This is a genomic window from Streptomyces sp. NPDC058221, assembly GCF_042882365.1.
GTDB lineage: Bacteria > Actinomycetota > Actinomycetes > Streptomycetales > Streptomycetaceae > Streptomyces.
Window position 1 is genome coordinate 11,479 of sequence record NZ_JBHVWF010000030.1, and the last position, 12,970, is coordinate 24,448.

8 protein-coding genes are annotated in these 12,970 nt (G+C 71.1%); 5 read left to right on the forward strand and 3 right to left on the reverse strand.

From position 1 onward, the window contains the following. Positions 1–8 precede the first annotated feature (8 nt). Positions 9–3,188 (forward strand): AAA family ATPase, encoded by a 3,180-nt coding sequence (locus tag ACFVW8_RS12845; RefSeq protein ID WP_389689151.1) that lies wholly within the window; start codon positions 9–11, stop codon positions 3,186–3,188. A 118-nt stretch (positions 3,189–3,306) separates the two neighbouring features. Here ACFVW8_RS12845 and ACFVW8_RS12850 read toward each other — a convergent pair whose 3' ends face one another. The 3 genes from ACFVW8_RS12850 to ACFVW8_RS12860 all read right to left on the reverse strand — a co-directional run bounded on the left by ACFVW8_RS12850 (position 3,307) and on the right by ACFVW8_RS12860 (position 6,085). Then, positions 3,307–3,630 (reverse strand): DUF6191 domain-containing protein, encoded by a 324-nt coding sequence (locus ACFVW8_RS12850; RefSeq protein ID WP_389689068.1) that lies wholly within the window; start codon positions 3,628–3,630, stop codon positions 3,307–3,309. 31 nt (positions 3,631–3,661) lie between these two features. Then, entirely contained in the window at positions 3,662–4,840 is a 1,179-nt protein-coding gene (locus ACFVW8_RS12855) for a PQQ-dependent sugar dehydrogenase (protein ID WP_389689153.1), read from the reverse strand. A 252-nt stretch (positions 4,841–5,092) separates the two neighbouring features. Then, a complete protein-coding gene (locus ACFVW8_RS12860) occupies positions 5,093–6,085 on the reverse strand; it encodes an aldo/keto reductase (protein ID WP_389689070.1) in 993 nt (330 codons plus the stop codon). A gap of 137 nt (positions 6,086–6,222) precedes the next feature. Between ACFVW8_RS12860 and ACFVW8_RS12865 the strand changes: the two genes are divergently transcribed. From ACFVW8_RS12865 to ilvN, 4 genes are all read left to right on the forward strand, one after another. Further along, a complete protein-coding gene (locus ACFVW8_RS12865; RefSeq protein WP_389689072.1) occupies positions 6,223–7,185 on the forward strand; it encodes a 2-hydroxyacid dehydrogenase in 963 nt (320 codons plus the stop codon). A gap of 296 nt (positions 7,186–7,481) precedes the next feature. Further along, positions 7,482–10,307 carry a putative bifunctional diguanylate cyclase/phosphodiesterase gene (locus ACFVW8_RS12870; protein ID WP_389689074.1) on the forward strand — a complete coding sequence of 942 codons (2,826 nt, stop codon included), beginning with the start codon at positions 7,482–7,484 and terminating at the stop codon, positions 10,305–10,307. Positions 10,308–10,523: 216 nt separating this feature from the next. After that, complete coding sequence (locus tag ACFVW8_RS12875) at positions 10,524–12,380, forward strand: acetolactate synthase large subunit (RefSeq protein ID WP_389689076.1); 1,857 nt, start codon at positions 10,524–10,526, stop codon at positions 12,378–12,380. A 23-nt stretch (positions 12,381–12,403) separates the two neighbouring features. Continuing rightward, a complete protein-coding gene (gene ilvN / locus ACFVW8_RS12880; protein WP_389689078.1) occupies positions 12,404–12,931 on the forward strand; it encodes an acetolactate synthase small subunit in 528 nt (175 codons plus the stop codon). Positions 12,932–12,970: the final 39 nt, after the last annotated feature.

Consider the following 12,970-nt stretch of genomic DNA (forward strand, 5'->3'; position numbering starts at 1 on the left):
CGTGTGCGATGCTCGGCGACGTGGAGACCAGGTCAGTCAGTCCCGTGTTCGTCGGCCGTGCAGGTGAACTCACCTCGCTCACCGATGCGCTCGCCCGTGCCACCGAGAAAGCCGCCGGCCCGGCCGGCGGCTCCGGCGGAGAACCGCAGGCGCTGCTCATCGGTGGCGAGGCGGGTGTCGGCAAGACCCGGCTGGTCGAGGAGTTCCTCGCGGTGGCCGCCCGCCGCGAGGCCGTCGTCGCCGTCGGCGGCTGCGTGGAGATCGGTGCCGACGGCCTGCCGTACGCACCCTTCTCCACGGCGCTGCGCGCCCTGCGCCGCGCGCTGCCCGACGAGATGGCCGCGGCCTGCGCGGGACAGGAGAGCGAGCTGGCCCGGCTGCTTCCCGAACTCGGCGAGCCGGGACGGGACTCGGCCGACGAGCACGGCACCGCCCGACTCTTCGAGCTCACCGTCAGGCTGCTGGAGCGCATCTCCGCGGAGCGCGCGGTCGTGCTCGTCCTGGAGGACCTGCACTGGGCCGACGCCTCCACCCGGCACCTCCTCGCCTATCTGTTCCGTACGCTGCGCAGCGGCCGCCTCGTCGTGGTCTGCACCTACCGCGCCGACGACATCCACCGCCGCCACCCGCTGCGCCCGCTCCTCGCCGAACTGGACCGGCTGCGGACCGTCCGCCGTATCGAGCTCGCCCGCTTCAACCGGTCCGAGGTCCGCCGTCAGCTCGCCGGAATCCTCGCCGACACCCCCGAACCGGCCCTGGTGGACGAGATATTCGAGCGCTCCGACGGCAACGCCTTCTTCGTCGAGGAGCTCGCCTGCAGTCTGGAGTGCGGTGACGGGGCAGGAGTACCCGACTCACTGCGCGACCTCCTCCTCGTGCGGGTGGAGGCGCTCACCGACGACGCCCAGCGGGTTGCCAGGATCGTCGCCGAAGGCGGCTCCGCCGTCGAGTACGAACTGCTGGCCGCCGTCGCCGGTCTCACCGAGGACGACCTCATCGAAGCCCTGCGGGGAGCGGTCGGCGCCAATCTGCTGCTCACCACCCCGGAGGGCAACGGCTACCGCTTCCGGCACTCCCTGGTCCGTGAGGCCGTCAGCGACGACCTGCTGCCGGGCGAACGCTCCCGGCTCAACCGCCGGTACGCCGAGGCCCTGGAGGCCGACCCCACCCTCGTCCGCGACGGGGAACGCGCCACCCGCCTGGCCAGCTACTGGTACGGCGCGCACGATGCCGCCAAGGCCCTGCCCGCCGTGCTGAAGGCCTCGGTCGAAGCACGTCACCGCCATGCCTTCGCCGAGCAACTGCGGCTGCTGGAACGCGCGATGGAGCTGTGGGACGACGCTCCCGAGGCGATACGCAGCACGCTGCGCCCCATCGACTACGCCGAGGTCTACCCGGCATGCGGCCGCGACAGCGCCACCCCGCTGAGCTATCTCGACCTGATGGCCGAGGCCACCGTCGCCGCCCGCTTCGGCAGCGAACGCGAACGGGCCCTCGCCATCTGCAAGAGGGCCCTGCGCATCCTTCAGAGCGAGGACGACGCCCTGCGAGCCGCCTGGTTCTGGGTCCAGCGCTCCCGCCTGATCCAGGACCTCACCCGGGGTGACGGCTGGGAGGAGCTGGCCACCGCCGAGGAGCTGGTCCGCGGGCTGCCCCCGTCGGCCGTCCACGCGGACGTCCTGATGAGCGTGGCCGGCTGGGGGGCCCTGCACCGCCCCGGCGCCGACACCCTCGCCGCGGCCGACCGGGCCGTGGAATACGCCCGGCTGGTCGGCGACGAGTACATCGAACTGCACGCGCGCCTCACCCGGGGCTGGCTGACCGCCGACGCCGGAGACGCCGACGAGGGCATCGCCGAGATGTACGCCGTCCGCGACCGGGCCGACGAACTGTGCCTCGTCGGCATCATGGGCCGCGCCAACATCAACCTCCCCTCCACTCTCGAAGCGATGGGCCGCTCCCTGGAGGCCGTGGCCGCCGCCGACCACGGGATCGAGATCTGCCACAGCCACGGCATCGCCGACACGGAGGCCTGGGTCCGCACCAACCAGGCCATGTCCCTGTTCTCGCTCGGCCACTGGGACGAGGCCCTGACCACCACCGAGGCCGCCGCCCGCACGGCGCAGTCCCACAAGGCCCAGGGGCTGGTCGCCGCACGCCGCACCGACGTGGCGCTGGCGCGAGGTGACTTCAGCGAGGCCGAACGGCAACTCGCGTTGAACAAACGCAGCTTCGGGTCCCGGGACCCGCAGCCCCAGCACGTCATCAACGTGGTCCGCCACACCATCGCCCTCGCCGTGCAGCAGGGGCGCCTCGCCGAGGCCCGGGCGGCCTTCGAGGCCCAGGCGGAGGCGGGCTTCCCGACCGGCACCCAGCGCTACGCCCTGCCCCTGCTGCACGTCGTGGCCGCGGCCGAGGCCGATGCCCGGGGCCTGCCCGCCACCGAACCGGGCCGCCCGGCGAACCTCGCCCTGATCCGCAGCCACCTCAAGCGGCTGCCGATGGTCGTCCCCGTATGGGCGGCCTACGGACTGCTCGTCGATGCCGAACTGGCCCGGGCCGAAGGCCTTGACACCCCCGAGCACTGGGCCCTCGCCGCCCGGGCCTTCACCCCCCTGAACCGGCCGTACGAACTGGCCCAGATCCGCCACCACTGGGCCGAGGCACTGCTCGTGGCCTCCGGCGACCGGTCCACGGCCACCGCCCTGCTGCGTGAGGCGCACGGCGCTGCCCGTCGCCTCGGCGCGCGTCCGCTCACCGAGACCATCGAGCTGCTGGCGGGCCGCGCCCGCATCAGCCTTGCCTCCCCCGACGCGTCGCACGGCCCCGGTTCGGGCACGGGCTCCGGCCTCGGCTCAGGCTCCGGCGACGAGATCCTGGTGGCCGTCACCGTCCCGGACGGCGCCACCGACGAGCAGTCCGGCCGGGGCCACTCCGAGGAGCAGCTCCGTGCCGCTGCTGCCGCCGCGGTGGAGTCCTTCGGGCTGACCCGGCGCGAACAGGACGTGCACCGGCTCGTCGCCGCCGGCCACACGAACCGAAGGATCGCCGAGGAGCTGTACATCTCGCCCAAGACGGCGAGCGTGCACGTTTCCAACATCCTGGCCAAGCTCGGGGTGGCCAGCCGGGGCGAGGCCGCCGCGCTCGCCCACCGGCTGCGGCTCTACCGCACGCCGACGGGCTCCTAGGGTGCGTACGCCGAGGAATGGGACCTGCCCTGGTCGAGCGAAGCCGAGAGCCTGGGGAAGCACCTGACGCCGCGCGGCCGCCGCCCTCCGGGCGACGACGGCAGTTCGATGACGGGCCTCAGGGTCTTTGACCCTGGCCCCGGCCCTGCTCCGCGCCCTCGGGCGCATGGTCCTCGGAGGCTGCGTCCCCGAGGGCCGGATCCGCAGCGGCGACGTCCCCCGGGTCCGGGGCCGACGCGTCCTGGTCCGTGAGGTCCGGGGCCCCGGGGTCTTCGCCGCCGGTGTCCGGCCGGCGGACCACCACTTTGCCCGAGGTGAGGTCTATCGGGCCGCGCGCCGGGTCGCCGATGCCGAGATCGACCCGGCTCAGCTCCAGCCGGCGCTGCTCCTCCGCGGCGTGCTTCCGGCCGGGTGCGAAGAGTTCCTCGAAGAAGTTGAACACGGGCCGCGCACCCTTCCGCCTGCTGTAGCCGCTACCGCACCTCGACCACCAGGATCTTGTCGTCTCCCGGCTTCGGGGTGCCACGGGTATCCGTCTCGCTCGTGACGAGATAGAGCTTGTTGCCGCCCGCCGCCAGCACCGTGCGCAGACGGCCGTACTTCCCCTTCAGGAACGACTGCGGGGCCGCCAGAGGTTCCTTGTTCTCGTCACCGGACAGCGGAATCCGCCAGAGCCGCTCACCCCGTAGACCGGCCATCCAGATCGAGCCCTTGGCGAAGGCGATACCGCTCGGGGACGCCTCGGATGTCTTCCACTGTGCCACGGGGTCGACGAACCCCTTCTTGCCCGCCTTCCCCTCGACCTCCGGCCAGCCGTAGTTTCCGCCCGGCACGATCCGGTTCAGCTCGTCCCAGGTGTCCTGGCCGAATTCGGACGCCCACAGCTGCTTCCGGCTGTCCCAGGCCAGCCCCTGCACATTGCGGTGACCGTACGAATACACCACGGAGTCGGCCTGTGGATTACCGTGCAGCGGCTCGCCGTCCGGCGTCATCCGCAGGATCTTGCCGGCCAGCGACTTCTTGTCCTGCGCGAAGCCGTGATCCCCGGTCTCGCCCGTCCCCGCGTACAGCATGTGGTCCGGGCCGAAGGCGATCCGTCCGCCGTTGTGGATGGAGCCTTTCGGAATGCCCCGCAGAATCGTGTCGGGAGCGCCCAGCTGCTGTCCGGCTGTCGTCCCCTTCTCGTCGTAGAGCATCCGGGCGATGCGGTTGTCCGAGGCGGTCGTGAAGTACGCGTACACGAGATGGTCCGTGCCGAAGGCGGGGGAGACCGCGATACCCAGCAGTCCGCCCTCGCCGGCGGGAGCCACTCCCGGCACCGTGCCCAGCAGCGTCTTCTTCCCGCTCTTCGCGTCGACCCTGGTGATCGTCCCCTTGTCGCGCGAGGAAACCAGCAGATCACCGTCGGGCAGGGCCGCGAGGCCCCACGGCGAGTCCAGCCCCTCCGTGAGGGTCGACACCACCTTCGCGGAGCCCTTCGCCGGCGGCAGCTCGACCGCGGGGCGTGAGGCGGACGGCGAGGCCGTATTGCTCGGTCTGCCCTTGGGGGACCCGGCCGCTGAGCTCGCCCCCTGGCCCGCCGTACTCTGCGCCCCTTCCTCCGAGGAGCACCCCGCCGCGAGCACCAGGGCACCGCTCGCCAGCAGCGCCAGCGCCCCGCGCCGCACTCCCGCCCCCGTGACTCCGGCCGCCGTCCGCTGCCGCGCAACGCGACCGCTCCCGTGACGCGTCATGTGACGCCCCATCGGGTCCTGCCCAGATCCGAACACCGCACCGATCCCTTCGACGGCCGCCTGTCTACCGTTCATACACCGCGGCCCGGCCTCAGGTTCCCGATGACAGCCGACTTTCTCGATCAGCGGCCGGCGGGCAGTCACCCATGACCGGCCGCCGCGACCCCGCGCTCAGTCCCACGACTCCCGCGCCGGCGGCAGCCGGTCGATCTCCGCCAGGTCCTGTTCCGTCAGCGTCAGCCCTGCCGCCCCCGCGTTCTCCACCACCCACCGTTCCTGCTTGGTCCCCGGCACCGGAACCACCTGCGGTCCCTGCCGCAGCGCCCAGGCCAGTGCCACCTGCGCGGGCGTCGCCCCGTGCCGCTCGGCCACCCGCCGCAGTCCCACCACCACCGGCTGGTTCGCCGCCATCATCTCGGCGGTGAACCGGGGGTGCCTGGCCCGCAGGTCGTCCGGCTCGAAGCCCTGCCCAGGAGTGAGCGTGCCCGTCAGGAAGCCGTTGCCCAGCGGCATCGCCGCCAGGAACCCCACACCCCGCGCCGCACACCACGGAAGCAGCGACTCCAGTGCCTGGGGAGACCACACCGAGAGCTCCGCCTGCACCGCGCTCACCGGGAAGACCTGCTGTACCCGCTCCAGTTGCCGGATCGTTCCGTCATGCATCCGCGCACCCGGCCGGCGCGCGGCCCTCGCTCCCATCGCGCACAGTCCGAGCGCCCGGACCTTCCCCGCGGCCACCAGCTCGGCCATCGCGCCCCAGGTCTCCTCGACGGGCACCTCGGGGTCGGCCCGGTGCAGCTGGTACAGATCGATCACATCGGTCTGCAGCCGGCGCAGCGAGGCGTCGCAGGCCCGCCGTACGTAGCCCGGCCGCCCATTGGCCACGATGTGCTGATCGCCCACCAGCAGCCCGCACTTGGTGGAGACGAAGGCCTCCGCACGGCGCCCCTTCAGCGCCCGTCCCACCAGCAGTTCATTGGTGAACGGGCCGTACATGTCGGCCGTGTCGAGCAACTGGACGCCTGCGTCGAGCGCCGCGTGCACAGCGCGCAGGGCATGATCGCCACGCTGCTTCGAGGCGCTGTACGCCCAGCTCATGGGCATGCAGCCGAGACCGACCGCGCTCACGGCGAGCGCCGCCGCACCGAGACTCCTGCGCTCCAACTCCCCGAACCCTCCCTAGGACCTGTCCGGCGGATCAGGGCCGGGCAGGCCCTCGGCCCCGCCCGCCGGCACGCGACCGGGCTCCGTACCCCAAACTAACCTCTGCTCCCCTTGAGCCTTCGCATAGCCTCCTGACCATGACTTCCACCGTGAATCCCGCCACCGCCACCGATGTGTGGCTGCCCATTCCGGCCGATGAGATCGAAGGGCTTCCCGAGGGGTTCGACTACCACTTCTGGGACGGCGCGCAGGACTTCCCGGCCGACCCCGCCGACTGCGCCTTCTACGTCGTGCCGTACATGAAGGGCCCGGAGGTCGCGGTCCGGCCGCTCGCCGGGATGACCGCGGTGCGGGTCGTGCAGACCCTCTCGGCGGGCATCGACCACGTCGAGCCGGAGCTCGGCCGGCTGCCCGCCGGGGTGCGGCTGTGCAACGCCAAGGGGGTCCACGAGGCGTCCACCGCCGAGCTGACCCTCGCGCTGATCCTGGCCTCGCTGCGCGGCTTCCCCGGGTTCGTGCACGGCCAGGACAAGGAGGAGTGGCGCTCCGGGTTCTACCCGGCGCTCGCCGACAAGTCCGTGCTGATCGTGGGGTACGGATCGATCGGATCCGCCATCGAGGACCGGCTCGCGCCCTTCGAGTGCGCGCGGGTGGCGCGCGTCGCACGCTCCGCCCGGACCACCGCACGCGGGCCCGTACATACGCTCGACGATCTGCCCGCACTCTTGCCCGAGGCCGACATCGTCATCCTGTCCACTCCGCTGAACCCCTCCACACAAGGGCTGGTGGGCGCGGACTTCCTCGCGGCCATGCCGGACGGCGCACTGCTGGTGAACGTCGCCCGTGGCGGTGTCGTCGACACCAAGGCGCTGCTGTCCGAACTCGAGTCCGGCCGGCTGCACGCCGCACTCGATGTCACCGACCCGGAACCGCTCCCTTCCGGCCATTCCCTCTGGCATGCTCCGAACGTCCTGATCACTCCCCATGTGGGCGGCAGCACCTCGGCGTTCCGGCCACGCGCCAGGCGTCTGATCGCCGGACAGGTCAGCCGTTTCGCCGCGGGGGAACCGGTCCGCAACGTCGTGCGCACCACCGGCTGAACACGCTGCGGGCACGTTCTGCAGCGCTCGGTGGCGACAACTGCCCAGGTCGTCACGGAGAGTAGAGGAACTATGTCCCTGTGTGACGAGTCTGGTGTATCGTCCCGAAAGGGAGGCTGCGCCGTGGAAGGGACGGCGCCGGGGAGGAAGCCACACGCGAGGGGGCGACGGGCGATGTACGGCCGATGGGTGAACGATCCGACACGGCGGGGCGGCCGAAAGCGGTCGGCGATGCGGCCGGTGCGCCGGCGCCGCGGCCGTCCGGAAACCTCGGGGGCACCCCGGTGAGCGCGCCGGTGAGCACCCGCGCGGCGCTCCTCGCCCGGCGGCCGGCCGTCGGCAGGGCGCCCGCTCTGCTCCCGCAGCTCGTCCTCGGCTTCATCTGCGCCGGTTACGCGGTGGGCGCGGCCGTGGGCTGGAGGTCGACACAACTGGCCCTTTTCATGGGGGACTTCGGCCTCAGCGGCGCAGCCCTGGCCGCTGCCGTCTCCTGCTTCCTCTTCGCCCGCGCGGCGGACAACCGCTTCCGGCCGGCCTGGCTGCTGTTCTCGCTCTCCTCGCTGATGGCCGCCGGGGGCAACGCGGTCTGGGGCTGGTACGAGTTCGTCCGCGGGGTCCCGGTGCCCAACCCCTCCCTCGCCGACCTCTTCTACCTCTGTTTCGCGCCACCCGCCATCGTGGGGCTGCTGGTCCTCGCCAAGCGCCCCGTCACGCGGGCCGGCTGGGTCTGCCTGGCCCTCGACTCCTGGCTGATCGGGGGATCGCTCCTCACTCTCTCCTGGAGCCTCGCCCTCGCCCATACGGCACATCTGGCCGACGTCGAGGGGGCCAGTGTGGCCCGGGCCGCACTCTCGCTCGCCTACCCACTGCTCGACATCGTGCTGGTCTCCATGGTGCTCGCGCTGCACTTCCGGCGGTCCAGCGTCAACCGTGCCGCGGTGAACACGGCCATCGCCGCGCTCGCCCTGACCGTCCTGTGCGACGCCCTGTTCACCTCACCGCTGCTGCGCCAGACCTACCATTCCGGCCAGTTGCTCGACGCGGGCTGGTTCGCCGGTTCGCTGCTCCTCGCCTACGCCCCCTGGGGAGCCGGGCGAGAGGAGGACAACGCTGTCGAGCAGCGGTCCGCGCCGCGCACCACCAGCCGTCCCATCGCCGGTTCGCTGGCCGCGCTGACGCCGTATCTCGCCGCCGCCGTCTGCACCCTGGGCATCCTCTACAACGTCATCGAGGGCCGCAGGGTGGACCGCGTCGTGGTCTTCACCGGGTGCACGGTGGTGCTCGCGCTGGTCGTCCGGCAGGGCATCATGCTCGTCGACAACATCGCCCTCACCCAGGAACTGGCGCAGAAGGAGAACCACTTCCGCTCCCTGGTGCAAGGCTCCAGCGACGTCATCATGATCGCCGCCCCGACCGGCATACTGCGCTACGTCAGCCCCGCCGCCTCCGGTGTCTACGGGCGCGAGGCGGACGATCTCATCGGCGCGGAGCTCGCCTCGATCATCCACCCCGACGATCTGGGCCGGGTGGTGCACGAAGTGCGCCGGTTCCTGGCCGCTCCGCCGGGCGAGGAGCCCACCACCCGTATCGAGTGCCGTTTCAGGTCGGGCAGCGGTGAGTGGTTGAACGTCGAGTCGACCGTCAACCGCCACCAGGGCGGGCTGATCCTCAACAGCCGCGATGTCACCGAACGGGTCAGGCTCCAGGCCCAGTTGCAGCACAATGCGGAGCACGATCCGCTCACCGACCTGCCCAACCGGGCCCTGTTCACCGACCGGGTCCGGCAGACCCTCGCCGGCCGCAGGTCGGGCGACGCGGGCACGGCCGTGCTCTTCATCGACCTGGACGGCTTCAAGGCGGCCAACGACCGCCTCGGCCACCAGGCGGGCGACGAGCTTCTCATCCAGGCCGCCCGCCGCCTCCAGGACTCCGTCCGGGCGGGGGACACCGCAGCCAGGCTCGGCGGCGACGAGTTCGCCGCCCTCATCGTCGGCGACGGCAGCCGTGAGCAGACCGCCCGCGAGTACCAGGTCCACGAGATCGCGGACCGGCTGCGCCTCACGCTCTCCCAGCCCTACCGCATCGGCGCCGGCGAGGTCCGGGTCACCGCCTCCATCGGTGTCGCCTTCGCCGAGCCGGCCATCACCCCCAACGACCTCATGCGCAACGCGGACCTCGCCATGTACCGGGCCAAGGCGGGCGGCAAGGACCGCGTCGAGCTGTACGCGCCGCAGATGCAGGCCGAGGTGGTACGCCGTTCCGAGCTGGCGGCCAGACTGCGCACCGCGCTGCACGAGGGGGAGTTCGCGCTCCTCCACCAGCCCGTGGTGCATCTGACCAGCGGTACGGTCGCGGCCGTCGCCGCCCAGGCCCGCTGGCGCTCCGCTCAGGGGGTCCTGTTCACCCCCGCTGAATTCCTCCGGGTCGCCGAGGACAGCGACCGCACCGCAGAGCTGGGCCGCTGGCTCCTCGAAGAGGCCGTCGAGCAGGCCGCCGACCGCGCCCGTGCCGGACACCAGGTCTCCGTCGCCGTCCGGCTCTCCGCCCGCCGGCTGCTCGACAAGGGCATGCCGTTCGGCTCCGTCGAGGCGCTGCTCACCCGCTACGGGCTGCCGTCCGGAGCGCTGATGATCGAAGTCGCCGACAGCGACCCCCGGGTCCCCTTCGACGAGCTGGAACAGCGGCTGGTCGCCCTGCGCCGGCTCGGCGTGCGGATCGCGCTCGACGGCTTCGGCAGCGGCTACGCAGCGATCAACGCCCTGCGCCGGCTCCCCATCGACGTACTGAAACTGGACCGCGGGCTGGTCGAGGGAGTCGTCGAGTCCGCCCGGCTGCACAAGATCACCAGCGGGCTGCTGCGGATCGCGTGCGACCTCGGCATGCAGTCCGTGGCCGACGGCGTCGACGTACCGGAACAGGTCCTCGCTCTGCGCGCCATGGGCTGTACGCACGGCCAGGGCATGGCGTTCTCCGGGCCGCTGGACGAATACCGGCTCCGCCGCGCCCTGGTCCGCGGCCAGTTCCCGGTGCCCGGCAGTCCGGCCGTACAGCCGGTCCTGGCGGGCGGCTCCATCCCCCTGCTCACCGGCTCACATTCTGAGACGCCCGTCCCACCCACTTGACACGTCAAGTGCGTCGGAGAGAGGGTCAATGCCATGCGCACCCGAATTCTCGTACTTGGAAAGCGCGTCGGCTGAAGCAGAGTCCTTCGATGACACTCTGCAGACCGCACCGGCGCGCTCCCCTCGCTTGCCTCACGGCACGAGGGGTTTTTTGTTGCACCGGACCACGCAAAACGTCGTAAAACACTCGCAAAAACCCTCAGCTTCGAGAAGAGAATGCCGATGACCGAGCAGGCCACCGGGGCCCACCATCCCCAGCCGCGGGCCCGTACCGGCGGACCGTCCTCCGCCGCCGTTGAGCACCTCACGGGCGCGCAGTCCCTCATCCGTTCTCTCGAGGAAGTCGGGGCCGACACGGTATTCGGCATCCCCGGCGGCTGCATCCTTCCGGCGTACGACCCGATGATGGACTCCACCCGGGTCCGTCACGTCCTGGTCCGCCACGAGCAGGGTGCGGGCCACGCGGCCACCGGCTATGCGCAGGCCACCGGCAAGGTCGGCGTCTGCATGGCGACCAGTGGTCCCGGCGCGACCAACCTCGTCACCCCGATCGGTGACGCGCACATGGACTCCGTGCCGCTGGTCGCGATCACCGGCCAGGTGGCCTCGAAGGCCATCGGTACGGATGCCTTCCAGGAAGCCGACATCTGCGGCATCACGATGCCGATCACGAAGCACAACTTCCTGGTGACCCGCGCCGAGGACATCGCGCACACGGTCGCGGAGGCCTTCCACATCGCCTCCACCGGCCGCCCGGGACCGGTGCTCATCGACATCGCCAAGGACGCCCTCCAGTCGAAGACCACGTTCTCCTGGCCGCCGCAGATGGACCTGCCCGGCTACCGCCCGGTGACCAAGCCGCACGCCAAGCAGATCCGTGAGGCCGCCAAGCTCATCACCCAGGCCAAGCGCCCGGTGCTGTACGTGGGCGGCGGTGTCATGAAGGCCGGAGCCACCGCCGAACTGAAGGTGCTGGCCGAGCTCACCGGAGCGCCCGTCACCACCACACTGATGGCGCTCGGTTCGTTCCCCGACAGCCACCCGCTGCACGTGGGGATGCCCGGCATGCACGGTGCGGTCACCGCCGTCACCGCGCTGCAGAAGGCCGACCTGATCGTCGCCCTGGGGGCGCGCTTCGACGACCGGGTCACCGGCAAGCTGGACAGCTTCGCCCCGTACGCCAAGATCGTGCACGCCGACATCGACCCGGCGGAGATCGGCAAGAACCGCGCGGCGGACGTGCCGATCGTCGGGGACGCCCGCGAGGTCATCGCCGACCTCGTCCAGGCCGTCCAGGCCGAGCACACCGAGGGCCACACCGGCGACTACGCCGCCTGGTGGAAGGACCTCAACCGCTGGCGCGAGACCTACCCGGTCGGCTACGACCTGCCGGACGACGGCAGCCTCTCGCCGCAGCAGGTCATCCAGCGGATCGGCGAACTCGCCCCCGAGGGCACCATCTTCGCGGCGGGCGTCGGCCAGCACCAGATGTGGGCCTCGCACTTCATCCAGTACGAGGAGCCCGCCACCTGGCTGAACTCCGGCGGCGCCGGGACGATGGGTTACGCGGTGCCGGCGGCGATGGGCGCGAAGGCCGGTATGCCGGACCGCGCGGTGTGGGCGATCGACGGTGACGGCTGCTTCCAGATGACCAATCAGGAACTCACCACCTGCGCGCTCAACAACATCCCGATCAAGGTCGCGATCATCAACAACGGCGCGCTCGGGATGGTCCGCCAGTGGCAGACCCTCTTCTACAACCAGCGGTACTCCAACACCGTGCTGCACTCCGGCGCCGACACCGACGGCAACGCGGCGAAGGGCACCCGGGTGCCCGACTTCGTCAAGCTGTCCGAGGCGATGGGCTGCTACGCGATCCGCTGCGAGGACCCGGCCGACCTGGACAAGGTCATCGCCGAGGCCAACGCGATCAACGACCGTCCGGTCGTCGTCGACTTCATCGTCCACGAGGACGCCATGGTGTGGCCGATGGTCGCCGCCGGCACCTCCAACGACGAGGTCATGGCAGCCCGCGGTGTCCGTCCCGACTTCGGCGACAACGAAGACGACTGAGAGACAGAGAGAGACCGACCTCCATGTCCACCAAGCACACGCTCTCCGTCCTGGTCGAGAACAAGCCCGGTGTCCTCGCCCGGATCACCGCCCTGTTCTCCCGCCGCGGCTTCAACATCGACTCGCTCGCGGTCGGTACCACCGAACATCCCGACATCTCCCGCATCACCATCGTGGTGAATGTCGAGGGCCTGCCGCTCGAGCAGGTGACCAAGCAGCTCAACAAGCTGGTCAACGTCCTGAAGATCGTCGAACTCGAGCCCGTCGCTGCGATCCAGCGCGAGCTCGTCCTGGTGAAGGTCCGCGCCGACAGCGAGACCCGTTCCCAGATCGTCGAGATCGTCCAGCTGTTCCGCGCCAAGACCGTGGACGTCTCCCCGGAGGCCGTCACGATCGAGGCGACCGGCGGAGCCGACAAGCTGGAGGCGATGCTGAAGATGCTGGAGCAGTACGGCATCAAGGAGCTGGTCCAGTCCGGCACCATCGCCATAGGACGTGGCGCGCGCTCGATCACCGACCGGTCCCTGCGCGCCCTCGACCGCACGGCGTAATCATCGCGGGTCCGTCGCGCCGCTCGTATGGCGAGACCC